Below are 25,976 nucleotides of genomic sequence, written 5' to 3'. Positions count from 1 at the left end.
CCGCCGCCGGCCATCTCAGACCCGCTCAAGGGCGATGGCGATGCCCTGGCCGACACCGATGCACATGGTGGCGAGCGCCAGCCTGCTGCCGGTGAGCGAAAGTTCGAGCGCCGCAGTGCCGGCGATGCGGGCGCCGGACATGCCGAGTGGGTGGCCCAGCGCGATGGCGCCGCCATTCGGATTGATATGGGTCGCGGCCTCGTCCAGTCCCAGCTGGCGCAGCACGGCGATGCCCTGGCTGGCGAAGGCCTCGTTGAGCTCGACGATGTCGAAATCCGCCGGCCGAAGGCCGAGGCGGGCGCAGAGCTTCTCGGTGGCGGGCGCCGGGCCCATGCCCATGATGCGTGGGGGCACGCCGGCGGTGGCGCCGCCGAGTATGCGGGCGATCGGGGTAAGCCCGAATCGGCGCGCGGCGGCTTCGGTTGCGATGATCAGGGCGGCGGCGCCGTCATTGACGCCCGAGGCGTTGCCTGCCGTCACCGTGCCGCCGGCGCGGAAGGGCGCCTTGAGTTTTGCCAGCGACTCGATCGTCGTGGCGCGGGGATGCTCGTCGCGGTCGACGACGATGGCGTCGCCCTTGCGCTGCGGAATGGTCACCGGTGTGATCTCGCGCGCGAGGCGGCCGTTGTCCTGGGCGGCGGATGCCTTGGCCTGGGAGCGGACGGCGAAGGCATCCTGGTCCTCACGCGATATGTTGTAGTCTTCCGCGACATTCTCGCCGGTCTCGGGCATCGAATCGACGCCGTACTGGGCCTTCATCAGCGGGTTGACGAAGCGCCAGCCGATGGTGGTGTCGTAGATTTCGGCGTTGCGCGAGTAGGCGGTCTCGGCCTTGGGCATGACGAAGGGCGCGCGCGACATCGATTCGACGCCGCCGGCGATGGCGATTTGCGCCTCGCCGGAGCGTATCAGCCGCGAGGCGGCGAGCACCGCATCCATGCCGGAGCCGCAGAGCCGGTTGAGCGTGCCGCCGGGAACCGACACCGGCAGGCCCGCTAGCAGCGACGCCATGCGGGCGACATTGCGGTTGTCCTCGCCGGCCTGGTTTGCGCAGCCGAGATAGACCTCGGCGATCTCTTCCCAGTCGACGCCCGGATTGCGCGCCATCAGTGCCCTGAGCGGAATGGCGGCAAGGTCGTCGGCGCGGACGGAGGCGAGCGCGCCTGCGAAGCGGCCGATCGGGGTGCGGATGTAGTCGCAGATGAATGCCTCGGCCATCAGCTTTCGGCTCCGTTCTTCTTAGAGCCGCCATGAGCCTTTTCGGTGCGGGCTTTGAGATCTCGCAGCACGGCGAGCTCGGCGGCCGTGGGGGCAGGCGTCTCCTCGAGGTCGGTGGCAAACCGCACGCTCCAGCCGCAGGTCTCCTGCACGGTCTCACGGGTGACGCCGGGATGCAGCGAGGTGACCACGAACTCCTTCGTCTCGGGATCCGGCTTCCAGATCGCCAGATCGGTCACCAGCAGGGTGGGTCCCCTGGTGGTCATGCCGATGCGCTGGCGGTGGTCGCCGCCCTCGCCGTGGCCGAAGCTGGTGAAGAAGTCGATCTTGCTCACCATCGAGCGCTTCGACTGCTTGAGCGTGATGAAGATCTCGCCGCAGGAACTGGCGATCTCGGGGGCACCGCCGCCGCCCGGAAGCCGGGTTTTCGGATGATCGTAATCGCCGATGACGGTGGTGTTGATGTTGCCAAAGCGGTCGAGCTGTGCAGCGCCGAGGAAGCCGACGGTGACGCGGCCGCCCTGCAGCCAGTAGCGGAACATCTCCGGCACCGAGACCGTGGTGACGGCGGTGTCGCAGAGCTCGCCGTCGCCGATCGACAGCGGCAGCACCTGCGGCGCGGTGCCGATGGTGCCGCTCTCATAGATCAGCGTGATGTCCGGGGCGTGGCTCAGCCGGGCGACGTTGCAGGCGGCCGACGGCGCGCCGATGCCGACGAAGCAGACGTCGGAGTTCGACAGCGCGCGCGAGGCGGCAATGGTCATCATCTCGTCGGAGGTGAAATCGGCGCTCGTCATCGTGCAGTCTCCAGTCCCTTGATGCGGTCGGCGAAATCGGCTGGGTCGGCTTCAAGCACATTTGTCTTCATCCAGGCGAGGAACCTGTCGCGGTCGGCGGCAATCTCGTCCCACTCAAGATAGCTGGCGTTGTCGCGGTCATAGTAGCCATGCGCGTAGGATGGGTGGGCGCCGCCGGGAACGACGGAAATGGCGCTGATGGTCCAGTTGGGCAGGACGCAGGCATTGGTGTGGGTGCCGAGGTCGTCGACCACTTCCTCGACAGTGACAACGGCGCGCCTGGCGGCAAGAACCGCCTCCTTCTGGATGCCGATGATGCCTTCGACCAGCACGTTGCCCTTGCGGTCGGCCTTCTGGGCGTGGATGAAGCTCACATCGGGCCGTATGGCGGGGACTGCGGCCAGTTCCTCACCGGTGAACGGACAGGTGACCGAGCGAATGTTGGGGTTGACCTCTTTCAGACCGGCGCCCTTGTAGCCGCGGAAGACGGCGCAGGGCAGGCCGGCGGCACCCGCCTCGTAGGCATTGGCCATGGCCGAATGGGAGTGTTCCTCGAATTCGATGCGGTGCGGCCAGCCGTTCTCGATGGAATCGCGCAGCCGTCGCAGCAGGCCGACGCCGGGATTGCCGGCATAGGAGAAGATGATCTTCTTCGCCAGCCCCATGCCGATCATCTGGTCGTAGATGACGTCGGGCGTCATGCGGATCAGCGTCAGGTCGCCGATATTCTGGCGGATCGCCTCGTGGGCGGCTGCATGCGGGATCAGGTGGGTGAAGCCCTCGAAGGCGACTGTGTCGCCCGGATTGAGATTTTCCGCCACGGCCTGCGCCAGCGGGATGGATTTGGCCATTGCTCGGGATCCTAGATGTCGAGGAAGACGGTTTCGGCGTCGCCCTGCAAATGAATGTCGTGGGAATAGGCGGCGCCGTCGCGCCGGGCGATCAGGGTCGGCACGCGGTTCTTGTGCTCGATGCGGGAGAGCACCGGATCGGCGGCATTGGCCGCTTCGTTTTCGGGGAAGTAGATGCGGGTGTTGAGGCCGAGATTGATGCCGCGGGCGACGATCCAGACACTGATGTGCGGCGCCTGCAGGCGACCGTCCGGGAAGGGGACGGGACCGGGCCTGATCGTCTCGAAACGCCACAGCCCGGTTTCGGGATCGGCGGCCTGGCGGCCCCAGCCGGTGAAATCCGGGTCGGCCGTGCCGCGCGTCTCCGACGGGCTGTTGTAGAGCCCGGCGGCATCGGCCTGCCAGATCTCGACCATGGCGTCCCTGAGCGGGGTGCCGGTGCCGTCGATGATACGGCCCGACAGCGTGATGCGCTCGCCCCTGGTGCGGGCATTGACCATGGAGTGGCCGAGATCGGCCGGATAGACGCCCGCAATGCCGCAGAAATTCGGCAGGCAGCCGATATGGACATAGGGGCCGGCGGTCTGCGACGGCGATTCCTTCAGGTAATCGAGCGGCTGGGCCATGTCAGTTTCCCTCCAGCCGGTTTTCAAACAGCGTCGAGCGGCGGCCGCGGAGCACTATGTCGAACTTGTAGGCCAGCGCATCCATCGGGACGGTGGCGTTCATGTCGAGCGCTGCGGTAAGCTGGCAGATTGCCGCGGGGTCGTTGATGGTACGCACGATCGGGCAGCGCGCAATCAGCGGATCGCCCTCGAAATACATCTGCGTGATCAGCCGCTGGGCAAAGCCGTGGCCGAAGACCGAGAAATGGATATGTGCCGGGCGCCACTCATTCGGACCGTTCGGCCAGGGATAGGGGCCGGGGCGGACCGTGCGGAAGGCATAGAAGCCGCGCTCGTCGGTGACGGTGCGGCCGCAGCCGCCGAAATTGGGATCGAGCGGCGCAAGATAGCCGTCGCGCTTGTGCCGGTAGCGGCCGCCGGCATTGGCCTGCCAGAACTCGAGCAGCGCACCGGCGACGCCCCGGCCGCGCTCGTCGAGCAGGCGGCCGTGGACGACGATGCGCTCGCCGATGGCGCTCTCGCCGTTTCTCGCGAAATTGTGGATGAGGTCGTTGTCGAGTTCGCCGAGCATCGAATGGCCGAAGGTCGGGCCGGTGATCTCGGAGATGGTGTTGTCGAAAGACAACAGAGCCTTCTGCGGCGAGCGCAATACGGAGGTCTTGTAGCCCGGCGTCAGCGGTTTCGGGTGCCATTCCCGGTCGCGGGCGAAGAAGGCGCCGGTTTCGGGTGCGTCGTTGCTCATGGCTGCCTGCCCTCCCGGCCTTCGGCGTCCATCTCCGCCAGCGTCCGCTTGGCGACGCGGAAGGCGGTATTGGCCGCCGGAACGCCGCCATAGATGGCAACATGCATCAGCGTCTCGCAAATGTCATCGGCGGAAGCGCCGGTGTTGCGGGTGGCGCGGACATGCATGGCCAGTTCCTCCTCGTGGCCGAGGGCGGCAAGCAGTGCTATGGTGACGATCGAGCGCTCGCGCGTGGTCCAGGCGGGGCGCGACCACACCCGCTCCCAGGCCGAGGCTGTGATCAGGTCCTGGAAGGGGGCGTCGAAACCGGTGGTGGCGGCCTTGGCGCGATCGACATGGGCGTCGCCCAGGATCCTGCGGCGGGTGGCTTCGCCGCTGGACAGGCCTTCGGGAGACCCTGTCACGGAAGCTTCCGGCGAACGGTCGGCCATGAGTCTCTCCCCGAACTGCGGCGCGCCGAACCTCCTCCGGCGCATTTCGAAAGGTTTGCATATTGAAACCGAAATGAATAATGATTTTTAAGGCTCAAATCATAGCGAAGTCGATATGGATGATTCGCGACGCATCAAGATCCGGCATCTCGAGAGTTTCGTCGAGGTGGCCCGTCAGAAGAGCGTCGGCCGCGCGGCGACTTCGCTGGGGCTGACGCAGCCGGCGGTGACCCGCACGATCCGCGAGCTCGAGACCATTGTCGGCCAGCCGCTCATCGCCCGTGACGGCCGCGGCATCCGGCTGTCGCCGCAGGGCGAGGTGTTCCTCACCCACGCGGGCATCAGCCTGGCGGCGGTGCGCGGCGGCATGCAGGCGCTGGCCGAGACCGCTCCGGCGCCCGGGCCGATGGTGCGCATCGGCGCGCTGCCGACGGTGTCAGTCACGGTGATGCCGGCGGCGGTGTCCCAGCTTCTGGCCTCGGAAACCCCGTCGCGGCTGCGAGTGATCACGGGCGAGAACCGGGTCCTGCTCGACCAGTTGCGCAAGGGCGATCTCGACATGGTGATGGGGCGGATGCCGGCACCCGAGCAGATGGGCGGGCTGCGTTTCGAGCCGCTCTATCGCGACCGGGTGGTGTTCGTGGTGTCGTCTCAACATCCGCTGGCAGGCCGCGACCATGTGCCGGCGGACGTGCTCGGCCGCTACCCGGTGCTGTTTCCGCCCGAGGGATCGATCATCTTTCCCTATGTCGAGACATTGCTGGTCGAACAAGGCATGACGAGGCCATCGCAGGCGATCGAGACGGTGTCCGACAGCTTCGGCCGCGCTTTCGTGCGCGAACAGAACGCCATCTGGATCATCTCGCGCGGCGTCGTGGCGGCGGAAATCGACGGCGGGCAGTTCTCGGTATTGCCGATCGACACCGGATCGACGATGGGCTCGGTGGGCCTCGTCACCCGCGGCGGCGGCGAGCCGGATGCGGCGGCGCAGGCGTTTGCCGAAATCCTGCGCCGGGTGACGGCCGCGCTTCCGCCTGTCTGAGCGCCGGCGGACGGCTGACCGCGCGGATTGCCGGCAACCGCTGCGTGCCTGCTGTCCCCGGTGGCGTTTTCTCCGCGTTCGGCCTAGATTTCACTCTGCCACCTCTGACATGGATTCGACCCAGTGTTTCTGCCGCCCCGTCATGCCGAAATCATCGAACTCGCGAAACTGGAAGGCCGGGTGCTGGTCGAGGATCTGGCGTCACGCTTCGATGTCACCCCGCAGACGATCCGCAAGGATCTCAACGACCTGTGCGAGCGGCAGCTGCTGTCGCGGATTCACGGCGGAGCCGTCATCCCGTCGGGAACGCAGAATCTCGAATACGAGCAGCGCGGCAAGATCGCCGCGGTTGAAAAGGGCGCCATCGGCGCGGCGGCGGCGGCGCTGATTCCGGACAATGCCTCGCTGTTCATCAACATCGGCACCACCACCGAGGCCGTCAGCCAGGCGCTGCTGAAGCACGGTCGGCTCATGATCATCACCAACAACATCAATGTTGCCAACAGGATGCGTGTGTTCACCCAGTTCGAGGTGGTGATCGCCGGCGGCGTGGTGCGCAGTTCGGACGGCGGCATCGTCGGCGAGGCGGCGGTGGATTTCATCCGCCAGTTCAAGGTTGACTACGCCGTCATCGGCGTCTCGGCGATCGACCATGACGGCGCGCTCCTGGATTACGATTTCCGCGAGGTGAAGGTGGCGCAGGCGATCATCGCCAATGCCCGGCATGTCATTCTGGTGGCCGACGCCACCAAGCTCGAGCGGACGGCGCCGGTCCGCATCGGGCATCTCTCGCAGGTCGATACCTTCGTGACCGACATCTGCCCGTCCGACGCCATCCGCCGCATCTGCGCGGACAACGAGGTCGAACTCATCGAAAGCTCGCTTGATCCCGAAGCGGCGTGACCGGGGATTCCGGCCGGCATGGCCGGCGGGCTGAAAGATGAAATCTTTGCGATATGTTGCATTATCGTCACCCTCTGCAAGTGCAATGGTTCCGGCGCGCAAAACCAGGGCACAGGCTCTTTTGTGCCACAGTCAAGTTCCTATATAGGCGTCACCAACGAGAGGCGTCTGTCATTTAGGCAGGTCGCGCCCGCGATTGATTGCCCGATTTTCAAGCAAGTTTCGTGCGGACAACTGGATAAACATCATGCCTAGGATCAGGTTTCACACCGTCGCTGCCTTCGTCGTGCTGGCCGTTTCCGCCGCCTGGGTGGCGACCGGCGAATTCGCGTCCGTGGGAAGCGCTGCCGACGAGGCCAACAAGGCTGCGACGGAGAAGGCCGCCGCCGAGGCAGCGAAGCCCGACAAGCCCTTGCGCACCGTCGCAGTCGTGACACCGGAATTCGTGGATCACAACCGGATCGTGCGGGTGTCTGGCGTGACCGAAGCCGACAAGAAGGCGACTCTTGCAACCCGGGATGCCGGCGTGATCGACCAGTTGAATGTCGATGAGGGCGACCTGGTCAAGACCGGTGACGTGATCCTGACACTCGAGGGTCCCGACAAGCAGGCGATGGTCGAAACCGCCCGGGCACTGCTTGCCCAGCGCGAGAAGGAAGCCGAGAACGTCAATGCGCTGGTCAAGCGCGGCATCAGCCCGACCGCCCAGTCCGACAATGCACGCTCGGCGCTGGCGGCGGCGAAATCGCAGCTCGAAACCGCGCAGGCCGATCTCGACCGGCTGCGGGTGACGGCGCCGTTCGACGGCGTCATCGACGACGTGATGGTGGAAAAGGGCAGCTGGGCGCCCTCAGGCCGGGATGCCGTGGTGCTGCTGAAGCTCGATCCGATGATCGCGCGCGGCGAAGTGAGCGAGCGCGACCTGTCGCATATTCGCCTTGGCGGACAGGCAGAGGTCAAGCTGATCAGCGGCCAATCCGTCAGCGGCACGGTCCGCTATGTCAGCCGGGAGGCCACGGCGCAGACCCGCACATTTCCTGTCGAGATCGCCGTTCCCAATCCCGACACGTCGATTCCGGCGGGCATGACCGCCGAAATCGGCCTGAAGGCGGACCCGGTCAAGGCGGTGAAGCTGCCCCGTTCGGTGGTGACGCTCGACCCGCAGGGCAATCTCGGGGTCCGCATCCTGCGTGCGGACGGCAAGGTCGGCTTCGTCGAGATCGATCTGATCGACGACACGCCGGATGGACTCATCCTCGGCGGCATCCCCGAGGACGCGCGCATCATCGTCGCCGGACAGGATCTGGTCAGTGATGGCGACCAGGTCAATGCCGTGGATGCGGGGGCGGAATTGCTGGCGCGCGCGGCGGCCGGGAGCAACTGATGAACATCGTCGATCTCGCCATCCGCAACGCGCGCCTGACCATCGCGGTGCTCCTGTTCCTGGTGGTTGCCGGGTCGATGGCCTATGTCGGCATTCCCAAGGAAGCCGAGCCGGATATCAAGATTCCGATCATCTATGTCTCGATGACCTATACCGGCATTTCGCCGGAGGATTCCGAGCGGCTGCTGCTCAGGCCGATGGAGGCCAAGCTCAAGAACATTTCCGCCATCAAGGAAATGCGCTCGACCGCCTATCAGGGCGGCGGCAACGTGCTGATCGAATTCATCGCCGGCGCCGATCTCTCCAAGGCGCTCGACGACGTGCGCACCAAGGTGTCGGACGCCAAGCGCGACCTGCCGACCGGTGCAGAGGAGCCCACCGTCAACGAAGTCAACATCTCGGAATTCCCGGTGCTGGTGGTGACGCTGTCGGGCGACGTGCCGGAACGGGCGCTGACGCTGGCGGCGCGCGAACTGCGCGACCGCATCGAAGAGGTCAACGGCGTTCTCGACGCCGCGCTGCAGGGCGCGCGCGACGATCTGGTGGAGGTCATCATCGACCCGGTCAAGCTGTCGTCCTACGGGCTCAATCTCGACCAGCTGATCGCCGGGGTCGGCGCCAGCAATTCGGTCGTGGCCGCCGGCGCGCTCGAGGGCGACGAGGGCCGCTACGCGGTCAAGGTGCCGCTCCTGATCGAGAACATCGAGGATGTGGCCAATCTGCCGATCGTGGCCGGACCCAATGCCGTCGTCCGCGCCCGGGACCTGGCGACCATCCGCTCCACCTACAAGGATGCCGAGACGATCACGCGGCTTGACGGCAAGCCGGCGATCGCCATCGAGGTCTCCAAACGCACCGGGTCCAATCTCGTCGACACGGTCGACGCTGTGAAAAAGGTGGCCGACGAGTACAAGACGCTGCTGCCGGAAGGCGCGGTCGTCACCTACAGTCAGGACAAGTCGACCTCCATCCGCCAGCTGCTTTCGGATCTGCAGAACAGCGTGCTGACGGCGGTGATCCTCGTCTTCATCGTCATCCTCTACGCGCTTTCGGGCCGCGCCTCGCTGCTGATCGGCTTTGCCATTCCGGCATCGTTCCTGATGGGCATCCTGGCGCTGTCGCTGGCGGGTCTGACCGTCAACATCGTCGTGCTGTTCAGCCTGATCCTCGCCGTCGGCATGCTGGTCGACGACGCCATCATCGTCACTGAGTTCGCCGAGCGGCGCATGTCGGAAGGCATGGACAAGCGTGAGGCCTTCTCGATGGCGGCCAAGCGCATGGCCGGCCCGGTGATCGCGGCGACGCTGACGCGCGTGGCGGCATTCTCGCCGCTGCTGTTCTGGCCCGGCGTCGTCGGCGAGTTCATGAAATACATGCCGATCACGCTGATCGCGACGCTGTCCGCATCGATGCTCTATGCGCTGGTGTTCACGCCGACGCTGGGCGCCATGTTCGCCAAGCCAGTGGTCGAGGACGGTCCGAAGCCGGACGGCATGTATATGTGGGTGGTCCGCAAGGCCGTCCTGCACCCGTTCACGGTCGTGTTGCTGGTGGTGGGGCTGCTGGTGGCGGTGCCAGCCACCTATGTGTTCCACGGCAAGGGCGTCGAGTTCTTCCCCAATGTCGAGCCCGAATACGGTCTGCTCTACGTGCATGCACGCGGCAACCTGTCGCTCGAGGAAAAGGACAGCGCGGTCCGCATGGCCGAGTCGCGGCTGCTGTCCTGGCCGGGCATCAAGAGCGTCTACACCCGCGTCGGAAATGTCAGCGGTGGCGGCAACGAAGTTGCCGCGGACGTCGTCGGCGTGATCCAGTACGAGTTCGTCGACTGGCGCGAGCGCAAGCCAGCCGGCGCGATTCTCGAGGATTTCCGTGCCGAAATGACCGGCTTTCCCGGAGTCGAGATCGAGGTCTCGGTGCCCGAGGGCGGCCCGCCGACCGGCAAGGCCATCCAGGTGCGGCTGTCGGCTGTCGATCCGGCGGGTCTCGACGAGGCGGCCCGCGCCGTGGCCGACATGCTGCGCAGCACGCCCGACGTGATCGACATTGCCGATGGCCTGCCGCCACCCGGCGTCGACTGGGAGCTGAAGGTGAACCGCTCGGTCGCCGCGCGCTACGGCATCGGGCCGGCATCGGTCGGCACGGCGGTGCAACTGGTGACCACGGGACTGAAGCTGTCGGACTACCGCCCGGCGGGCGTGGACGATGCGGTCGACATCCGGCTCAGGCTGCCGGAGGACCGCCGCACCCTGTCTGCGCTCGACGATCTCAGGATCGAGACGCCGCAGGGCTCGGTTCCGATCTCGAACTTCGTCAGCCGCGAGCCGGCACTGAGCACCGGGACGCTGTCGCGCATCGACGGCGCGCGCACGGTGACGGTCGAGGCCGGCATCAGCGAGGGCGTCCAGGCCGACCAGCTGCGCAAGGGCGTGGTCGCCAGCATCGAGAAGATGGATCTTGAATCCAAGGGAATCCGCTGGCGGCTGGCCGGCGAGGACGAGGAGCAGGCGGCCGCCGGCGCCTTCCTCGGCAAGGCCTTCGGCGCCGCCATCTTCCTGATTTTCGTGGTGCTGCTGGCGCAGTTCAACAAGTTCATCTCTGTCGGCCTGGTGCTGTCGGCGGTGGTGATGTCGACAATCGGCGTGTTCCTCGGGTTGCTGATCATGGGCCAGCCTTTCGGGGTGGTGATGACCGGCATCGGCATCATCGCGCTGGCGGGCGTGGTGGTGAACAACAACATCGTGCTCATCGACACCTACGACCACCTGCGCCACGAGGGCATGGACAAGCTGGAAGCGGTGCTGCAGACCTGCCGCGAGCGTGCCCGACCGGTGGTGCTGACCGCGCTGACCGCGATTCTCGGGGTGTTTCCGATCGCCTTCGGCTTCAACCTCGAACTGATGAGCCACGAGACCACCTTCGGCGCGCCGTCGACGCAATGGTGGATTTCGCTATCGAGCGCCATCGTCTTCGGCCTGGCGTTCTCGACCGTGCTGACGCTGATCGTGACGCCGTCGCTGCTGATGATCGTCACCCGCTCCAACGACAGCAAGGTCAGGAAGCGGATGGCCAGAATCCGCAACTGGTTCCGCTTCTCGCGGAAGTCCGGGGACGATGCGAAAACCTATCCGGCGGAATAGGGCGCCGGATAGCGTCGCGGCGAAAGGCCCGACTGGAACCAGCTGACGAAGCTCTCGATCGAAAACACGGGCAGGCCGGTGGCGAGCCGGATGTCGGCGGCATAGGGCACCATGTTGGTGCATTCGAGCACCAGGGCGCCGAGATCGGGATTGGCTGACACCAGGGCGCGGGCGGCATCGATGTTGTCCTGGCGGGCGAGATCCACGTCCAGATGCATCTCGTTGCCGAGAATGGCGCGGGTGAATTCGCGGCCGCCCTCGGTGGTGCCGATCGGCGTGCCTTCGGGGACGCCGGCTGCCGCGAGATGGCGGGCGGTGAGCGTCGACTTCGAAACGGTGAGCACGCCGGCGCGGCGGCCGGGCGCCAGCAGCGCATTGACCATGGCCACCTGCATCAGCGACGAGGTGGCGACCGGCACGGGAACGGATGCGGCAAGCTCGGCCTGGAACAGCGACAGGAAGCCGCAATTGGTGGTGATGCCGTCCACACCGTCGGCGACGAGGTCCCGGGCGGCCTCGATGAAGTCCCCGAGCAGGCCGTCTGCGCCCTGGCGCACGACCCGGTCGGGCGTGGCGGAGCGGACCACCTTGTAATGCACGGGGAACGTCCAGGTCAGCGCATTGCCCATGTCGCCGGGGATGCGCGGGAAGCGCGCCTCGAGCATGAGGATGCCGACCGCAGCCCCGTAGATCGCCTTGCCGCCGGATGCCTTCATGTCGAATGTCCTTGCTTCGATCAAAACCAGATCGTGGAGCCGGGCGGTTCGCGCGTAGGCAGCCCTGGCCGTCCTGCAGTTCCTGCTTCGGCCCTGGCCGGATGAACCGGTCCGGGCCGAAGCGCTTGTGCGCCCGGATCAGACCCGGCGGAGCACCTTGACCAGCAGCAGCAGGATCACGGCGCCGATGGTGGCGTTGATGATGGAGGCAAGTATGCCGCCGCCGATGGCGAAGCCGAAGCGCGGAAACAGGAAGCCGGCGATGAGGGCGCCGACGATGCCGACGACGATGTTGCCGAGCAGGCCGAAGCCGAAGCCCTTGACGATCAGGCCGGCGAGCCAGCCGGCGATCGCGCCGATGAGAAGAAATACGATAAGACTTTCAACACCCATGTTCATTCTCCCTAGTGACATATGTCAGGGCGAGCCGTCGCAGGATGGCCGCGGCACCATACTATCCGATCGGTTCCGAAAGCACGCAGGCAAAATGCGCGTTTTCCAAGATCGTGACAAAGACGGATTTCGCCCGCTTTCACCCTGCCGGTCAGCCCGCGTCGTCCTCGCCGCCCATCGGCTGGTCGAACAGGGCGTCTTCGCCGGGGACGTAGAGCTGCGCATAACCGCGCCGCACCGAGCTGACCACCTGGTCCATCCGGCGCTCGATATGGGTCCGCATCAGGGCTGCGGCCGCATCGGCGTCGCGCGCCTCCAACGCGCTCATGATCTGCCTGTGCTCGCCGCGGGTGTGGGCGGCGCGCTCGGCCATGTCGATCCAGCGGATATAGCGGATGCGGTCATTGACCATGGCAAGCTGACGCACCAGTTCGGCGCTGCCGGCGAGCCGGGCGATGCCGATGTGGAAGGTTTCGTCCTGGGCGGTCAGTTCGCGCACGCTGCGTCCGGCGAAAGCAAGTCCGTCGGTGTAGAGCGTATGGTGGAGCGCCGCGATTCCGGCGGCATCGGCCCGCTCCGTGGCGAGCCTTACGATGGCGACCTCGAGAATGGCGCGCAGCTCGTAGAGCTCGAAAACCGAGGCGGGAGTCAGGTCGCGGCAGAAGAAGCCGCGGCCGGGCTGGAATTCGATCAACTGCTCGGAAATCAGCCGGTTGAGCGCCTCGCGCAAGGGTGTGCGGCTGGTGTCCAGCGCGCGCGCCAGCGCCACCTCGTTGAGACGCTCGCCCGGCCGGATTCGGAAGCCGACGACCATGTCCTTGAGGCTGGCGTACAGCGCCTCGACGCGACCTTCTGTCATGAATCCGATGCGATCCTCTTGCGGTTTATGGGTTTCGTCTTGACACACGGGTTTGAACTTCGCAACATTCCAGCCTGTATACAATTGTGAATGCAGCCAGAGGCCGGGGGTTGCCCGACGCCTCCAACCGAAAGTTGCCGATGCCCGCAAGCGGACACAATCAGATGACCGGCGCGGAGGCGCTGGTCCGCATGCTCGAGGCCCACAAGGTCAGCCATATCTTCGGCCTTTGCGGCGACACCACGCTGCCCTTCTACGACGCCATGGCACGGCTCGACCATTCCATCACCCATGTGCTCACCCGTGACGAGCGGCATGCCGGCTACATGGCCGACGGCTATGCGCGGGTGACCGGCAGGCCCGGCGTCTGCGAGGGCCCGTCGGGCGGCGGCGCCACCTACATCCTTCCGGCCCTGGTGGAGGCCAACGAGAGCTCCGTTCCCGTGCTCGCGATCACCTCCGATGTCTCGACCAGGTCACGCGGCCGCTATCCGCTGACCGAACTTGACCAGGTCAGCCTGTTCCGGCCGGTGACCAAGTGGAACGCATCGCTCGACGACGCGACCAGGCTGCCGGCGCAGGTCCGCGCGGCCTTCCGGGCCATGACCACCGGGCGGCCGGGATCGGCGCATCTGGCGCTGCCCTTCGACACCCAGAAGAATGCGGTCGACGGCGCCGAAATCTGGGCCGACGACCGCCATGCCAGCTACCCGGCCGACCGGCCGGGCGCCGTCGAGGCCGATATCGAGAGGGCGGCGGACGCGCTGGTCGAGGCGCGGCGGGCGGTGGCCATCTGCGGTGGCGGCGTGGTGATTTCCGGCGCCGAGCCGGCGCTGGCGTGGCTTGCGCGGCTGATCGACCTGCCGGTCGCCACCACGGTGTCGGGGCAGGGGGCGATCGCGGAGACCGATCCGCACGCCGTCGGCGTCGTCGGTTCGAACGGCGGAGTGGCGTCAACCCGGGCGGTGGTCGAGGAGGCGGACCTGGTCCTCTTCATCGGCTGCCGTGCCGGGTCGGTCACCACCGAGCGCTGGCGGGTGCCGGGCCCGGGCGTGCGCGTCATCCACATCGACAGCGACAGCGAGGTCATCGGCGCCAATTTCCCGACGGACGTGGCCATCGCCGCCGATGCGGCGTCCGCGCTCAAGGCGCTGGGCGATGCCATCGAGGCGCGCGGCGTGGCGGTCTCGCATGGCGGCGAGGCCAGGGCCAAGGCGGCCTGGGCGCTGAAACTGCGGAATTTCCTGCCGCTGGCACGCTCTCCAGAGCTGCCGATCAAGCCGGAGCGGGTGATCGAGACCCTGTCGCGGCTGCTTGACGACGATGCCGTGGTGGTGGCCGATCCCGGCACACCATGCCCGTATTTCTCCGCCCACTACCGCTGGCGCATGCCCGGGCGGCAGTTCATCACCAACCGGGCCCATGGCGCGCTCGGCTATGCGCTCGCCGCCTCCATGGGCGCGCATCTGGGCCGTCCGTCGGTGAAGACGGTGGCGGTGATGGGCGACGGCTCCTTCGGTTTCTGCTGCGGCGAGCTGGAAACCATCGTCCGCTACAAGATGCCGATCACCTCGATCGTGTTCTCGAATGCGACCTTCGGGTGGATCAAGGCCGGACAGAAGACCGGTTTCGGCGGCCGGTTCCACAATGTCGACTTCAACCGCACCGACCATGCCGCCGTCGCCGCCGCCTTCGGCGTCAAGTCCTGGAGGGTGGAGGACCCGGACAAGCTTGAGGGCGTGCTGCGCGAGGCGCTGGCCCATGACGGCCCGACGCTGGTCGACATCATCGCCCAGCCGCTCAACGATGCGGAAGCCCCGGTCAGCGAATGGGTGGCGTGATCGGACACCTGCGCACAGATCTGCCGGGGCAGCGATCGCCTGACCCCATGGCCACGGATCTCCGACGCTGCGAAAGTCCGGGGTCGCCGGATACGGCCGCCAGGGCGGGATCGGAGCCATGAGCGGACCGGGCGGACCCTTCGAACCACGACGCATCGCCATCATCGGCGCGGGCATCATCGGCGTGTCGACCGCCATCTGGCTGCAGCGGCAGGGCCACCGCGTCATCCTCATCGACAAGACCGGTGTCGCCGCCGGCGCCAGCCAGGGCAATGGCGGCGTGCTGGCCTCGGCCTCGATCATCCCTGTGACGGTGCCGGGGCTCCTCGGCAAGGCGCCGCGGATGCTGCTCGATGCCGACCAGCCGCTGTTCCTGAAATGGGGCTATCTGCCGCGGCTGCTGCCGTGGCTGATGCGCTACATGGCGCATGCCAACGCGGCGGACGTCAACCGCATCGCCACGGCGCTGCACGGATTGACCGGCGATTCGCTGGCCGATCACCAGGCGCTCGCCGCAGGTACCGGAGCGGAGGGCTTCATCGTGCCGTGCCCCTACCGGTTCCTCTACCGTGACCGCGCCGCCTTCGAGGCAGACCGATTCGGCTGGTCGATACGCAAGGCGCACGGTTTTGTCTGGGACGAACTCGAGGGCGATGCCCTGCGTGCGGTCGAGCCGATGCTGTCGCCCGGCATCGGCTTTGCCGCGAGCCTTGACGGTCACGGCATGATCACCGACCCGGAGGCCTATGTGAGGGCGCTTGCCGACCATGCCCTGGCCTCGGGCGGCGAATTGCGCATCGCCGCCGCCACGGACATCGTGCGGGAGGAAGGGCGGGTGACCGGGGTGCGCGCCGGCGGCGAGACCATCGGCTGCGACGCGGTGGTCATCGCCTGCGGCGCCTGGTCGGTGCCGCTTGCGGCCAGGCTCGGTCTGAAGGTGCCGCTGGAAAGCGAACGCGGCTATCACCTCGAACTCTGGGAACCGAGCATGCAGCTCGGCGCGCCGGTGATGGTGGTCAGCGGAAAATTCGTCGCCACGCCGATGCAGGGCCGGTTGCGGCTTGCCGGCATCGTCGAGTTCGGCGGACTGGAGGCGCCCGCATCGCGACCGCCGCTGGACCTGCTGATGAAGGGGGCGCGGCAGGCCTTTCCCGGCCTGACCTGGAGATATGCGCGGGAGTGGATGGGGCACCGACCGGCGCCATCGGACTCAATTCCGCTCATTGGTCCGGTGCCTGGAGCGGAGGGCGCCTATGTCGGATTCGGGCATCATCACGTCGGAATGACGGCTGGTCCGAAGACCGGACGCTTGCTAGCGCAGATGATATCCGGGCAACGGCCGAATTTAGATGTTGCACCCTATGCGCCTTTGCGCTTCCAATAGGGAAAACCAAAAGGGGAATGACCATGACGCATCTGACCAGACTTCTTGCCGGCACGCTGCTGGCGACGTCCTTCGCAACCGCCGCCCTGGCGGAAAAGTGGGACATGCCCATGGCCTATCCGGCCACCAACTATCATTCCGAGAATGCCGCGGCGTTCGCCAAATGCGTCACCGACGCCACCGGCGGCAAGCTGGAGATCGTCACCCATCCGGGCGGGTCGCTGTTTGCCGGCAACGACATCAAGCGCGCCGTACAGACCGGCCAGGCTCCCATCGGCGAGCGGCTGCTGTCGGCCCACGCCAATGAAAACCCGCTCTTCGGCGTCGATTCGATTCCCTTCCTCGCCACCTCGTTCGCCGACAGCGACAAGCTGTGGAACGCCGCCAAGGACGCGGTCAACGCCGCGCTCGAAGAGCAGAACCTGGTGCTGGTCTACACCGTGCCGTGGCCGCCGCAGGGCTTCTACTTCAAGAAGGAGGTCAACTCCGCCGCCGACCTCGCAGGCATCAAGTTCCGCGCCTACAATGCGGCGACCGCGCGCATCGCCGAACTTGCCGGCATGGTGCCGGTGCAGATCGAGGCAGCAGACCTCAGCCAGGCGCTTGCCACGGGTGTCGCCGAATCGTTCATCTCGTCGGGCTCGACAGGAGTCGATTCCAAGGTCTGGGAAAGCCTGACGCATTTCTACGACGTCCAGGCGTGGCTGCCCCGCAACGCGGTGATGGTCAACAAGGACGCCTTTGAAGGGCTTGACGATGCCTCCAAGGCGGCACTGATGGATTGTGGCGCCAAGGCCGCCAGCGACGGCGCTGCCAAGGCGCAGGACCTGACCGCCGGCTATCTCAAGACCCTGGCCGAGAACGGCATGACCGTTGCCGGACCGTCCGACCAGTTCAAGGCCGATCTCGCCGCCTTCGGTACCACCATGACGGACGAATGGCTGAAGAACGCCGGAGACAAGGGCAAGGCCATCATCGACGCCTACAAGGCACCGTAACAAACCCTGCCGACAGCGGTGCGGCGGTTCTCGCCGCACCGGCTCACATCCAGCGGGGCCCGCATGACAACCGATCCATTGCGCCATCCGGCGCGCCGCATTCTCGACGCGGCCTACAATGCCGCCGGCTATGTCGCAGCCGCCTGTCTGGTGGCGCTGCTGATCGTCATCGTCGCCCAGATGGTGGCGCGGTGGTCGTCGACCGCCTTTCCCGGCTCCTCGGAATATGCGGGCTACCTGATGGCGTCGGCCTCGTTCCTGGGCTTTGCGCACGCGCTCAATTCCGGTTCGCACATCCGGGTCAGCCTGCTCCTGGCGGCGCTCGGCCGGAACCGGTTCTGGGGCGAGGTCTGGTGCATGGCCGTCGCCGTGGCTGCGACCGGCTATCTCGCCTTCTATTCCGTCAAGATGGTCTACTGGTCGCGCAAGCTCAACGACATCAGCCAGGGACAGGACGCGACGCCGCTGTGGATCGTGCAGATCCCGATGGCGGCGGGCGCGGTGCTGCTGTTCATCGCCTTCCTCGACAATCTTCTCAGCCTGCTGATCACCCGGCGAGACAATATCGGCTCCGACATCGTCGGCCAGAGCCATGCGGAATAGGGGCGGAGACCATGGCTGAGATCGCGCCTATCGTCGTCTTCCTGTTCGTGCTCTTCCTGCTGCTCGGCACCGGCGTCTGGGTCGGGTTGGCTCTGCTGGGCGTTGCCTGGCTCGGCATGGAGCTGTTCACGCTCAGGCCCGCGGGTGACGCGATGATGACCATCATCTGGCGCTCCGCCTCGTCGTGGTCGCTGACAGCGCTGCCGCTGTTCATCTGGATGGGCGAGATCCTGTTCCGGACGCGGTTGTCGGAAGACATGTTCCGCGGCCTGTCACCGTGGATGGCGCGGCTGCCCGGCGGGCTTCTGCACACCAATGTGGTGGGCTGCACGGTGTTTGCCGCCGTCTCCGGCTCGTCGGCGGCGACGCTGACCACGGTCGGCAAGATGTCGATCCCCGAACTTCGCCGCCGCAACTATCCCGAACACTTGGTCATCGGCACGCTGGCGGGCGCAGCCACCCTGGGCCTGATGATTCCGCCCTCGCTGACGCTGATCGTCTATGGCGTCACGATCAATGAATCCATCACCAAGCTGTTCATCGCCGGCATCCTGCCCGGACTGGTGCTGGCGGCGATGTTCATGGCCTATGTCGCCATCATCTCCAAGGTCTCGAAGGCCTACAATCCCGACCCCGAGCCGGTGATGAGCCTGCGCGAGAAGGTCGTCAATTCGCGCTTTCTCATCCCGGTGATGCTGCTGATCCTGCTGGTGATCGGCTCGATGTATCTGGGATTTGCCACCGCCACGGAGGCCGCGGCCTTCGGCGTGCTCGGCTCGATGGCGCTGGCGCTGGCGCAGGGATCCTTGTCGCTGTCGACCATGGGCGAGAGCCTGATGGGCGCAATGCGCACCTCGGCGATGATCGCGCTCATTCTCGCCGGCGCCTCGTTCCTGTCGCTGTCGATGGGCTTCACCGGACTGCCGCGGGCGCTGGCGGAATGGATCGGATCGCTGGGACTGAGCAGGTTCGAACTGCTGATGGCGCTCCTGGTGTTCTACATCGTCATCGGCTGTTTCCTGGATGGTATCTCGTCGGTGGTGCTGACGATCGCGGTGGTCGAACCGATGATCCGCCAGGCCGGCATCGATTTCATCTGGTTCGGCATCTTCATCGTCGTCGTCATCGAGATGGCGCAGATCACACCGCCGATCGGTTTCAACCTCTTCGTGCTGCAGGGAATGACCGGGCACGAGATGAATTTCATCGCCAGGGCGGCCTTTCCGATGTTCCTCATCATGGTGCTGATGGTGTTCGTCCTGATCGCGTTTCCCGACCTTGCCACGTGGCTGCCCGAGAACATGCGGCTCAGGCCCGGAGGCTAAGTGATTCCCGACACTTTTCCCCTCATCGACCAGCCTCTGCTGCTGGTGCTGGCGTTCGTGATCGTCCTCGCCGCAAGCGTGGTGCAGGCCGGGCTGGGGATGGGCTTCGGGCTCACCGCGGCTCCGTTGCTGGCGCTGATCGATCCGCATCTGGTGCCGGTGCCGACACTGATGATCGGCATGGTGACGGCCGGAGCGGGCGCCTGGCGCGAGCGCGACGCGATCAGCTGGCCCGAGGTGGGCACCGGGCTGGCCGGCAGGTTCATCGGCGTGGCGAGCGGCACCTATGTGCTGTCGCAACTCACCGACCGCAAGGGCTTCATGCTGGTGTTCGGGATCATGGTGGCGGTCGCGGTCGTTCTCTCGATGGGCGGCTGGCGGCTCAAATTCTCGCGCGTCAGCCTTGTCGCGATGGGCTGGGTTTCGGGCCTGATGGGCACCATCACCTCGGTCGGCGCGCCGCCGCTGGCGATGATCTACCAGGACCACAATCCGCGCGAGGCGCGCCCGACGCTCGCGGCCTTCTTCGCCTTCGGCTGCGCCTTTTCGCTTTCCGGCCTTGCGCTCAGCGGCTGGGCCGGCCCCGATGATGTCTGGCTGGCGCTGGCGATGGTGCCGCCGATGCTTGTCGGGATCTGGGTCGCGCGCTTTCTCGGCGGCCGTTTCGACCGCCGCTTCCGGTCGGCGCTGATGGCCATTTCCGGCGTGGCTGCGGCAATCCTGATCATCCGGGGCCTGGCCTGATGCGCCCGCTGCGCCGGGCCTGCATCTTCCTCGCCCGCCACGGGCGCACCGTGCTGATCGCCGGCCTGGTCGTGGGGATCCTGTTCCCGGGCCTCGCCGGCATCGTGCGCGGCGTGCTGCCGGAACTGGTCGCCCTGACGCTCGGCGTGGCGGCACTCAGGATCGGGCCGCGTGCGGCGCGCGGCAGTCTCGCCGACATCCGCATCTCGCTCAGGCTGGTGGCCGGCTACCAGGTGGTGCTGCCGCTGCTGCTGGCCGGCTGTTTCCTGGCGCTCGACTGGAGCGGGCCGCTGCCGACGGCGCTGGTGCTGATGGCGGCGGCGCCGTCGATCTCCGGAAGCCCCAATCTCACCATCATGACCGGCAACGACCCGGCACCGGCGCTCAGGCTGATGATCGCCGGGGTGGCCCTGCTGCCGCTGACGATCGTTCCCGTCTTCATGCTCTGGCCGGTCTTCGGCTCCGTCGGCGCCATCGCCATGGCCTCGATCCGGCTGCTCCTGCTCATCGGCTGCTCGGCGGCCATCGCCTTCGCGGTGCGCGAGCGCTTCTTCCCGCATCCGTCCGGTGAGACCGTCGCCGTCATCGACGGAGTGTCGGCCGTGCTGATGGCGGTGCTGGTCATCGGGCTGATGTCGGCGATGGGGCCGGCGATCACCGCGACGCCGGGGTTGTTCCTGCTCACACTGCTTGCGGCCTTCGCGATCAACTTTTCCTTGCAGGTGGCGACATTTCTCATGCTCGGACGGGCCGGCCACGAAGGGGCCCGGGTCGCCTGGGCGATCATCGCCGGCAACCGCAATGTGGCGCTGTTCCTGGCGGCGCTGCCGGCTTCGGTCACCGGCCCGATCCTGCTGTTCGTCGGGTGCTACCAGGTGCCGATGTATCTCACACCGGTGCTGCTCGGATGGCTCTACAAGCCGCGCGATCCGGCCTGATCCATATCGGCTCGGCTATGGTGGTCAATGAGGGTGAGCAAGGAACAGGCCATGATCCGTTGAACCTCCCTGCGCCGGAGGCGATTGACACCGCGCTGACAACTATATTCAATCGTATATAGTGATAACCGAAAATGGCGGAGGCGCGGGATGACATTTTCCCAAGGGGCGACATCGCGCAGGAGCGTGCTGCTGGCCGGTGCGCTGGTTCTGGCTACCGTGACCGGACTGTATCCGGCGCGCGCCGGCGAGCGGGTGACGGTCTTCGCCGCCGCCAGCCTGAAGACCGCGCTCGACCCGCTCGCCAGGGACTGGTCCGCCAGCACCGGTAACACCGCCGTGATGTCCTATGCCGGCAGTTCGGCACTCGCCAAGCAGATCGAGGCCGGGGCGCCTGCCGACGTCTTCATATCCGCCGATCTCGCCTGGATGGACTATCTTGCCGAGCGCAAGCAGGTTCGAGCCGGCAGCGTCACGAGGCTGCTCGGCAACCGCATCGTGCTGATCGCTCCCGCCGACAGCAGCGTGGCGCTCGACATCGCGCCCGGCCTCGATCTGGCGGGCGCGCTGGGCGAAGGCCGTCTGGCGATGGCCAACGTGGAGGTGGTGCCCGCAGGCAGATACGGCAAGGCGGCGCTGACGGCGCTCGGGGTCTGGGACAGTGTCGCCGGGCGCACCGCGCAGGCCGAAAACGTTCGCGCCGCGCTGGCGCTGGTGGCGCTCGGGGAGGCGCCGCTCGGCGTGGTCTATGCCACCGACGCGGCCGCCGAGCCGAAGGTGAAGGTGGTGGCGTCCTTCCCTGAAGACAGTCATCCGCCGATCATCTATCCCGTGGCCCTGACTGCGGCCGCGAAGCCCGTGGCCGCGGATTTCCTCGCTTTTCTGCAGGGCGAGGCTGCGCGCAGGGGCTTCGAGGCGCAGGGCTTCACCGTGCTCCAGCCGGCTGCCGGCCAATAGGGTGGAGACAGGCTGGCTCACCCTGTCGCCGGAGGAATGGACGGCCGTGGCGCTGTCGCTCAAGGTGGCTAGCGTCGGCACGCTCGCCAGCCTGCCGTTCGGCGTCGCCATCGCCTGGCTGCTGGCGCGGCGGGAGTTCTGGGGCAAGTCGCTGGTCAACGGGCTCGTCCACCTGCCGCTGATCCTGCCGCCGGTGGTCACCGGCTATCTGCTGCTGCTGAGTTTCGGGCGTCGCGGACCGATCGGCGCGGTCCTCGAAGAGACGTTCGGCCTTGTCTTCTCCTTTCGATGGACGGGGGCGGCGCTGGCCGCTGCGGTGATGGGATTTCCGCTGATGGTGCGGGCGATCCGGCTGTCGATGGAGGCGGTTGACACCCGGCTTGAGGCCGCGGCCTCGACGCTCGGAGCCAGGCCGCTCATCGTGTTCCTGACGGTCACGCTGCCGCTCAGCCTCCCGGGCGTCCTTGCCGGCATGATCCTCGGCTTTGCCAAGGCGATGGGCGAGTTCGGCGCCACCATCACCTTCGTCTCCAACATTCCCGGCGAGACGCAGACACTGCCCTCGGCGATCTACAGCTTCATCCAGGTGCCCGGCGGCGAGACCGGGGCGCTGCGCCTCACGCTGGTGGCGATCGCCATCGCGTTTGCGGCGCTGATTGCCTCCGAAGTGCTGGCGCGGCGGCTGTCGAGCCGGATCGAGGGGCGCTGATGCTGAGCTTCGACCTGCGCCAGAGGCTGGGAGACTTTCATCTCGATGCGCGGTTTTCCGGCAGCGGACGGCTGACGGCGTTGTTCGGTGTCTCCGGCTCCGGCAAGTCGTCGCTGATCGCGCTGCTTGCCGGGCTTTCCCGCCCCGACGACGGGGTGATCGAGGTCGGCGGGCGGACACTGGTCGATACCGGCCGCGGCATCTTCGTGCCGCCACACCGGCGCCGCATCGGCTGCGTGTTCCAGGAGGCGCGGCTGTTCCCGCATCTGAGCGTCATCAACAATCTGGACTATGGACGACGGTTTTCCGGCCAGGCCCGTGACCCGAAGGCGATGGCGCGGGTCGTCGAGCTGCTCGGCATCGGCCACTTGCTTGACCGCGGTCCATCGGCGTTGTCGGGCGGCGAGAAGCAGCGCGTCGCCATCGGCCGGGCGCTGATGGCGGGGCCGCGACTGCTGCTGCTCGACGAACCGCTGGCGTCGCTCGACGAGGCCCGGAAGGCGGAGATCCTGCCCTATATCGAGCGGTTGCGGGACGAAGGAGACATCCCGATCGTGCTGGTTAGTCATTCGGTGGCAGAAGTGGCGCGGCTTGCCAGCGACATGGTCGTGCTGTCGGACGGGAAGGTGGCCACCTCCGGAACGGTGGCCGACGTGCTGGGGCGGCTCGATCTCATGCCCGAGGAGATGCGCTCGGAGGGAGGGGCCGTGTTGGAGATGCAGGTGACAAGCTATGATCCGCGCTTCGACATGTCGGTGCTCGAGGCGGCGGCCGGACGCATCCACATGCCCGGCGACTGCGGCCCGGCCGGGCGGCGGTTGCGGGTGCGGATCCGGGCCCGCGACGTGATGATCGCCACGGGGCGGCCGCACGGACTGAGCGCGCTCAACGTGCTCGATGGCAAGATTGCTGCCATCGTGGAGAGCGGCCGGGCCTTCGTCGAGGTGCATGTCGACTGCGCCGGCAGCAGGGTGATTGCCCGCATCACCCGGCAGTCCGCCGAGGGATTGGAACTGGCTCGCGGCTGCGCCGTCCACGCGGTGGTCAAGACGGTCAGTCTCGACAGCCCCCATCCCCCACACAATCCGGAGGTGACATGATGGCGATGCTGAGCCTTAGGGTCGATCTCGATCCGTCAGGGCGTGTGGGTCCCGGCAAGATCGCGCTGCTCGAGCAGATCGCCACCCACGGCTCGATCTCGGCCGCCGCGCGCGCCATGCCGATGTCCTACAAGCGCGCCTGGGACCTGGTCGAGGAGCTCAACCGGATGTTCGGCAAGCCGATGGTGGCGACCCGGCCCGGCGGCGGACGCGGCGGCGGCGCGGAGCTGACCCAGGCTGGACTGGCTCTGGTCAGCCGCTATCGCGCCATCGAACGGGCGGCCAATGCCGCCGCCGAACCGCATCTGGCGGCGCTGCAGGACGAGATCCTGGCCGGCTAGTTCCTGTCGGGTGAGTCACGCGATCGGAACTGCTTTTTCATCCCGCATGTCGTCATCCAGCAGCCGCTGCACATGTCGGGCGACATCCGGCCTATTCGTTGAGATAGGCCTTGGCGGCGTTGATGACGCTCAGCGAGGGATTTTCCGCACACTTGGCTGCAATGCCGTCGATCTGCGCGCCCAACTGGTCGACGTCGAGGGTGGTTTCGTCCGCCTGGCCGGCCAGCCAGCCATCGAGCCAGACGAGATACCAGGCGATGGTGTCCGCATCCATGCTTTCCATCTGCTCGCAGGTGACGGTGGACATGTCGATCGTGTCGGCCCGGACGACCGGGGCTGCCACGACGAGGGAGGCGGCCAAGGCCGCGCCGGATAAAAACCTCATCATCTGAGTCTCCTGGAGAACCGGCCGGATGGCGCGTTCGGGGCGATCCTAGTGGGACGGCGTGCGGCACGCAATCCATCGGCACTGCTCTCCGTCCGAAAACGATCCGGCCGATCCCTCTTGCAAGGGACCGGCCGGTACGTGTGCGCGGACTGGAGGAACGCGCGAAACTGGTGTGGCAGGCGATCAGTAGTTGGCCATGGCAACGGTCGTGGCGGTCTCGAGCGCTGCCAGATCATTGTTGGTCAGCGACAGCTGGACGGCCTCGTCGCCGAGGACTGCAAGACGGGCAGGGACAAAGACCCGGCCTTCCGTCTCCATGTCCGGCGAGATCACCAGGTCGGTGACTTCGCCAAAACTGTTGACGATCGCATCGGACACATAGCCCAGAACTTCGCCTTCGGCGGACAGGGCGGTCATGCCGAGCCATGCATCGTTGAGCTCGTGGTCGACTTCTTCTTCATCGGACTGGACGGTGGGGCCGAAACGCTCGTTCATCGGTTCGGCATAGGCCAGCACCGTCTGTTCGGTGGCCGGAGCTTCAGCGCCAATCTGGAAGGCGCGAGCTGCCTGGGTGGTGGCCGTGAATGCGGTGATCGCGAAGGCTGCCGCGATCAGGGATCTGGAAATCGTGGTTGCTGTCTTGGTCATGTTCGTGTCGGTGATCGAGTTCATGTGTCACCGCCTCCTTGATTGCAACGGTATCCCCGCTCTTCGTGTCCGGCTGTGCAATCTGTCACACCGCCGACATTCACTTCGGGTTCGCTGCATCAACGCGCGGACGGGCATCGGGTTCCAAAAAGGTTAATGCACGAGAACCGGACCCCTGCTGAGTGGCGCGGAGACGGCAACCGAACGAGTGAGAGAGCCTTACATTCCCTCAGCGCTTGACAATCGTAATTCATCTACTATTCAAGAAACATAGATATAAATTGCCGTGGGGCCCAATACGGGCTGGTATCAACCGGAGAGATCATATGGCGGACAGATCCTACAATGTGTTGTTTCTGTGCACCGGCAATTCGGCTCGCTCGATCATCGCCGAGGCCATCATGAACCGGGCCGGAGGCGGCCGCTTCCGCGCCTTTTCGGCAGGGTCGCGCCCCAAGGGCGAAGTTCATCCCTACACCCTGGATCTTCTGAGCCGCAACGGCTTCGACTCCGGCTTCGCCCGGTCGAAGGACTGGTCCGAATTTGCCGCACCGGACGCGCCGAAGCTCGATTTCGTCTTCACGGTCTGCGACGATGCGGCGGGCGAAGCCTGCCCGGCGTGGCCGGGCCAGCCGATGACGGCGCACTGGGGCGTGCCCGACCCGGCGGCGGCCACCGGCACCGAGGCGGAACGGCGACTTGCATTTGCCGACGCATTCCGCATGCTCAACAGCCGCATCTCGATTTTCGTCAACCTGCCGATGTCGAGCATCGATCAGCTGAGCCTGCAGAAGCGGCTCGACGAGATCGGACGGAGCGCCGACTGACCGCGGGCCTGCACGGTCGCTGATCCGAGCGGCCGGAATTGCGCTCGGCGACGAACCCGCTCAGACAGAGG

The 25,976-nt window shown here is 66.4% G+C and carries 27 protein-coding genes; 16 read left to right on the top strand and 11 right to left on the bottom strand.

Going from position 1 to position 25,976, the window contains the following annotated elements:
- Positions 1 to 15: 15 nt before the first annotated feature.
- Genes pcaF through pcaC form a run of 6 tightly spaced genes read right to left on the bottom strand, consistent with a single transcriptional unit; the run spans position 16 to position 4,665 of the window.
- Positions 16 to 1,218 carry a 3-oxoadipyl-CoA thiolase gene (gene pcaF, locus DFR52_RS16440; RefSeq protein WP_110033089.1) on the bottom strand — a complete coding sequence of 401 codons (1,203 nt, stop codon included), beginning with the start codon at positions 1,216 to 1,218 and terminating at the stop codon, positions 16 to 18.
- Positions 1,218 to 2,015, bottom strand: coding sequence for a CoA-transferase subunit beta (locus DFR52_RS16435; protein ID WP_110033088.1), 798 nt, complete (start codon positions 2,013 to 2,015; stop codon positions 1,218 to 1,220). The genes pcaF and DFR52_RS16435 overlap by 1 nt, the downstream gene beginning before the upstream one ends.
- Positions 2,012 to 2,866 (bottom strand): CoA transferase subunit A, encoded by an 855-nt coding sequence (locus DFR52_RS16430; RefSeq protein WP_110033087.1) that lies wholly within the window; start codon positions 2,864 to 2,866, stop codon positions 2,012 to 2,014. The genes DFR52_RS16435 and DFR52_RS16430 overlap by 4 nt, the downstream gene beginning before the upstream one ends.
- 11 nt (positions 2,867 to 2,877) lie before the next feature.
- The gene (gene pcaG / locus DFR52_RS16425) at positions 2,878 to 3,492 is read right to left on the bottom strand and encodes a protocatechuate 3,4-dioxygenase subunit alpha (protein WP_110033086.1); all 615 of its coding nucleotides are present in this window, start codon (positions 3,490 to 3,492) and stop codon (positions 2,878 to 2,880) included.
- A gap of 1 nt (position 3,493) precedes the next feature.
- Positions 3,494 to 4,234 (bottom strand): protocatechuate 3,4-dioxygenase subunit beta, encoded by a 741-nt coding sequence (gene pcaH / locus DFR52_RS16420; RefSeq protein WP_110033085.1) that lies wholly within the window; start codon positions 4,232 to 4,234, stop codon positions 3,494 to 3,496.
- Positions 4,231 to 4,665, bottom strand: a complete 435-nt coding sequence (gene pcaC, locus DFR52_RS16415; RefSeq protein ID WP_110033084.1) for a 4-carboxymuconolactone decarboxylase — start codon at positions 4,663 to 4,665, stop codon at positions 4,231 to 4,233. Before pcaC ends, pcaH begins: the two co-directional genes overlap by 4 nt.
- A gap of 115 nt (positions 4,666 to 4,780) precedes the next feature.
- Between pcaC and pcaQ the strand changes: the two genes are divergently transcribed.
- The 4 genes from pcaQ to DFR52_RS16395 all read left to right on the top strand — a co-directional run bounded on the left by pcaQ (position 4,781) and on the right by DFR52_RS16395 (position 11,134).
- Positions 4,781 to 5,707, top strand: coding sequence for a pca operon transcription factor PcaQ (gene pcaQ / locus DFR52_RS16410; RefSeq protein WP_110033083.1), 927 nt, complete (start codon positions 4,781 to 4,783; stop codon positions 5,705 to 5,707).
- A gap of 123 nt (positions 5,708 to 5,830) precedes the next feature.
- A complete protein-coding gene (locus DFR52_RS16405) occupies positions 5,831 to 6,610 on the top strand; it encodes a DeoR/GlpR family DNA-binding transcription regulator (RefSeq protein ID WP_110033082.1) in 780 nt (259 codons plus the stop codon).
- 247 nt (positions 6,611 to 6,857) lie between these two features.
- Positions 6,858 to 7,994 (top strand): efflux RND transporter periplasmic adaptor subunit, encoded by a 1,137-nt coding sequence (locus DFR52_RS16400; protein WP_110033081.1) that lies wholly within the window; start codon positions 6,858 to 6,860, stop codon positions 7,992 to 7,994.
- Entirely contained in the window at positions 7,994 to 11,134 is a 3,141-nt protein-coding gene (locus DFR52_RS16395) for an efflux RND transporter permease subunit (RefSeq protein WP_110033080.1), read from the top strand. The genes DFR52_RS16400 and DFR52_RS16395 overlap by 1 nt, the downstream gene beginning before the upstream one ends.
- Here the strand turns inward: DFR52_RS16395 and DFR52_RS16390 are convergent.
- The 3 genes from DFR52_RS16390 to DFR52_RS16380 form a co-directional block, all read right to left on the bottom strand.
- Positions 11,119 to 11,850: an aspartate/glutamate racemase family protein gene (locus tag DFR52_RS16390; RefSeq protein WP_110033079.1), complete on the bottom strand. Its 732-nt coding sequence runs from the start codon at positions 11,848 to 11,850 to the stop codon at positions 11,119 to 11,121. The two genes, DFR52_RS16395 and DFR52_RS16390, sit on opposite strands and share 16 nt — an antisense overlap.
- Before the next feature lie 138 nt (positions 11,851 to 11,988).
- On the bottom strand, positions 11,989 to 12,243 hold the full coding sequence (locus tag DFR52_RS16385; protein WP_110033078.1) for a GlsB/YeaQ/YmgE family stress response membrane protein: 255 nt from the start codon (positions 12,241 to 12,243) through the stop codon (positions 11,989 to 11,991).
- 151 nt (positions 12,244 to 12,394) lie between these two features.
- Positions 12,395 to 13,102: a GntR family transcriptional regulator gene (locus DFR52_RS16380; protein WP_110033077.1), complete on the bottom strand. Its 708-nt coding sequence runs from the start codon at positions 13,100 to 13,102 to the stop codon at positions 12,395 to 12,397.
- A 164-nt stretch (positions 13,103 to 13,266) separates the two neighbouring features.
- Between DFR52_RS16380 and DFR52_RS16375 the strand changes: the two genes are divergently transcribed.
- The 11 genes from DFR52_RS16375 to DFR52_RS16325 all read left to right on the top strand — a co-directional run bounded on the left by DFR52_RS16375 (position 13,267) and on the right by DFR52_RS16325 (position 24,042).
- Complete coding sequence (locus tag DFR52_RS16375) at positions 13,267 to 14,943, top strand: thiamine pyrophosphate-binding protein (protein WP_110033423.1); 1,677 nt, start codon at positions 13,267 to 13,269, stop codon at positions 14,941 to 14,943.
- Between the two features lie 118 nt (positions 14,944 to 15,061).
- Positions 15,062 to 16,327, top strand: coding sequence for an NAD(P)/FAD-dependent oxidoreductase (locus tag DFR52_RS16370; protein ID WP_110033076.1), 1,266 nt, complete (start codon positions 15,062 to 15,064; stop codon positions 16,325 to 16,327).
- A gap of 23 nt (positions 16,328 to 16,350) precedes the next feature.
- Positions 16,351 to 17,325, top strand: a complete 975-nt coding sequence (locus DFR52_RS16365) for a TRAP transporter substrate-binding protein (protein WP_110033422.1) — start codon at positions 16,351 to 16,353, stop codon at positions 17,323 to 17,325.
- A 63-nt stretch (positions 17,326 to 17,388) separates the two neighbouring features.
- The gene (locus DFR52_RS16360) at positions 17,389 to 17,928 is read left to right on the top strand and encodes a TRAP transporter small permease (protein WP_110033075.1); all 540 of its coding nucleotides are present in this window, start codon (positions 17,389 to 17,391) and stop codon (positions 17,926 to 17,928) included.
- 11 nt (positions 17,929 to 17,939) lie between these two features.
- The gene (locus tag DFR52_RS16355; protein ID WP_110033074.1) at positions 17,940 to 19,253 is read left to right on the top strand and encodes a TRAP transporter large permease; all 1,314 of its coding nucleotides are present in this window, start codon (positions 17,940 to 17,942) and stop codon (positions 19,251 to 19,253) included.
- A complete protein-coding gene (locus DFR52_RS16350; RefSeq protein WP_110033073.1) occupies positions 19,254 to 19,997 on the top strand; it encodes a sulfite exporter TauE/SafE family protein in 744 nt (247 codons plus the stop codon).
- Positions 19,997 to 20,935, top strand: coding sequence for a hypothetical protein (locus DFR52_RS16345; RefSeq protein ID WP_110033072.1), 939 nt, complete (start codon positions 19,997 to 19,999; stop codon positions 20,933 to 20,935). The genes DFR52_RS16350 and DFR52_RS16345 overlap by 1 nt, the downstream gene beginning before the upstream one ends.
- 150 nt (positions 20,936 to 21,085) lie before the next feature.
- A complete protein-coding gene (modA, locus tag DFR52_RS16340) occupies positions 21,086 to 21,892 on the top strand; it encodes a molybdate ABC transporter substrate-binding protein (RefSeq protein WP_110033071.1) in 807 nt (268 codons plus the stop codon).
- 1 nt (position 21,893) lies between these two features.
- Complete coding sequence (gene modB, locus DFR52_RS16335) at positions 21,894 to 22,601, top strand: molybdate ABC transporter permease subunit (RefSeq protein WP_110033070.1); 708 nt, start codon at positions 21,894 to 21,896, stop codon at positions 22,599 to 22,601.
- Entirely contained in the window at positions 22,598 to 23,701 is a 1,104-nt protein-coding gene (gene modC, locus DFR52_RS16330) for a molybdenum ABC transporter ATP-binding protein (protein WP_110033069.1), read from the top strand. Before modB ends, modC begins: the two co-directional genes overlap by 4 nt.
- The gene (locus DFR52_RS16325) at positions 23,701 to 24,042 is read left to right on the top strand and encodes a winged helix-turn-helix domain-containing protein (protein ID WP_110033421.1); all 342 of its coding nucleotides are present in this window, start codon (positions 23,701 to 23,703) and stop codon (positions 24,040 to 24,042) included. The genes modC and DFR52_RS16325 overlap by 1 nt, the downstream gene beginning before the upstream one ends.
- Positions 24,043 to 24,133: 91 nt before the next feature.
- Here the strand turns inward: DFR52_RS16325 and DFR52_RS16320 are convergent, their stop codons facing one another.
- Both DFR52_RS16320 and DFR52_RS16315 read right to left on the bottom strand, forming a co-directional pair.
- Positions 24,134 to 24,430, bottom strand: coding sequence for an HdeA/HdeB family chaperone (locus DFR52_RS16320; protein WP_110033068.1), 297 nt, complete (start codon positions 24,428 to 24,430; stop codon positions 24,134 to 24,136).
- Between the two features lie 183 nt (positions 24,431 to 24,613).
- On the bottom strand, positions 24,614 to 25,102 hold the full coding sequence (locus DFR52_RS16315; RefSeq protein ID WP_110033067.1) for a hypothetical protein: 489 nt from the start codon (positions 25,100 to 25,102) through the stop codon (positions 24,614 to 24,616).
- Positions 25,103 to 25,404: 302 nt separating this feature from the next.
- Here DFR52_RS16315 and DFR52_RS16310 point away from each other — a divergent pair, with 302 nt between their 5' ends.
- Positions 25,405 to 25,905, top strand: coding sequence for an arsenate reductase ArsC (locus DFR52_RS16310; protein WP_110033066.1), 501 nt, complete (start codon positions 25,405 to 25,407; stop codon positions 25,903 to 25,905).
- Positions 25,906 to 25,976: the final 71 nt, after the last annotated feature.

Origin of the sequence: Hoeflea marina (assembly GCF_003182275.1) — a bacterium.
GTDB lineage: Bacteria > Pseudomonadota > Alphaproteobacteria > Rhizobiales > Rhizobiaceae > Hoeflea > Hoeflea marina.
This window is presented reverse-complemented; position numbering and strand designations above follow the sequence as displayed.

Coding starts and splice junctions, on each gene's coding strand:
- DFR52_RS16385 (WP_110033078.1), bottom strand. CDS start 12,243: ATGGGTGTTGAAAGTCTTATCGTATTTCTTCTCATCGGCGCGATCGCC.
- pcaQ (WP_110033083.1), top strand. CDS start 4,781: ATGGATGATTCGCGACGCATCAAGATCCGGCATCTCGAGAGTTTCGTC.
- DFR52_RS16435 (WP_110033088.1), bottom strand. CDS start 2,015: ATGACGAGCGCCGATTTCACCTCCGACGAGATGATGACCATTGCCGCC.
- pcaG (WP_110033086.1), bottom strand. CDS start 3,492: ATGGCCCAGCCGCTCGATTACCTGAAGGAATCGCCGTCGCAGACCGCC.
- DFR52_RS16375 (WP_110033423.1), top strand. CDS start 13,267: ATGACCGGCGCGGAGGCGCTGGTCCGCATGCTCGAGGCCCACAAGGTC.
- DFR52_RS16315 (WP_110033067.1), bottom strand. CDS start 25,102: ATGAACTCGATCACCGACACGAACATGACCAAGACAGCAACCACGATT.
- pcaH (WP_110033085.1), bottom strand. CDS start 4,234: ATGAGCAACGACGCACCCGAAACCGGCGCCTTCTTCGCCCGCGACCGG.
- pcaC (WP_110033084.1), bottom strand. CDS start 4,665: ATGGCCGACCGTTCGCCGGAAGCTTCCGTGACAGGGTCTCCCGAAGGC.
- DFR52_RS16360 (WP_110033075.1), top strand. CDS start 17,389: ATGACAACCGATCCATTGCGCCATCCGGCGCGCCGCATTCTCGACGCG.
- DFR52_RS16400 (WP_110033081.1), top strand. CDS start 6,858: ATGCCTAGGATCAGGTTTCACACCGTCGCTGCCTTCGTCGTGCTGGCC.
- pcaF (WP_110033089.1), bottom strand. CDS start 1,218: ATGGCCGAGGCATTCATCTGCGACTACATCCGCACCCCGATCGGCCGC.
- DFR52_RS16355 (WP_110033074.1), top strand. CDS start 17,940: ATGGCTGAGATCGCGCCTATCGTCGTCTTCCTGTTCGTGCTCTTCCTG.
- DFR52_RS16395 (WP_110033080.1), top strand. CDS start 7,994: ATGAACATCGTCGATCTCGCCATCCGCAACGCGCGCCTGACCATCGCG.
- DFR52_RS16320 (WP_110033068.1), bottom strand. CDS start 24,430: ATGATGAGGTTTTTATCCGGCGCGGCCTTGGCCGCCTCCCTCGTCGTG.
- DFR52_RS16380 (WP_110033077.1), bottom strand. CDS start 13,102: ATGACAGAAGGTCGCGTCGAGGCGCTGTACGCCAGCCTCAAGGACATG.
- DFR52_RS16345 (WP_110033072.1), top strand. CDS start 19,997: ATGCGCCCGCTGCGCCGGGCCTGCATCTTCCTCGCCCGCCACGGGCGC.
- DFR52_RS16430 (WP_110033087.1), bottom strand. CDS start 2,866: ATGGCCAAATCCATCCCGCTGGCGCAGGCCGTGGCGGAAAATCTCAAT.
- DFR52_RS16365 (WP_110033422.1), top strand. CDS start 16,351: ATGACGCATCTGACCAGACTTCTTGCCGGCACGCTGCTGGCGACGTCC.
- modA (WP_110033071.1), top strand. CDS start 21,086: ATGACATTTTCCCAAGGGGCGACATCGCGCAGGAGCGTGCTGCTGGCC.
- DFR52_RS16325 (WP_110033421.1), top strand. CDS start 23,701: ATGGCGATGCTGAGCCTTAGGGTCGATCTCGATCCGTCAGGGCGTGTG.
- DFR52_RS16390 (WP_110033079.1), bottom strand. CDS start 11,850: ATGAAGGCATCCGGCGGCAAGGCGATCTACGGGGCTGCGGTCGGCATC.
- DFR52_RS16370 (WP_110033076.1), top strand. CDS start 15,062: ATGAGCGGACCGGGCGGACCCTTCGAACCACGACGCATCGCCATCATC.
- DFR52_RS16310 (WP_110033066.1), top strand. CDS start 25,405: ATGGCGGACAGATCCTACAATGTGTTGTTTCTGTGCACCGGCAATTCG.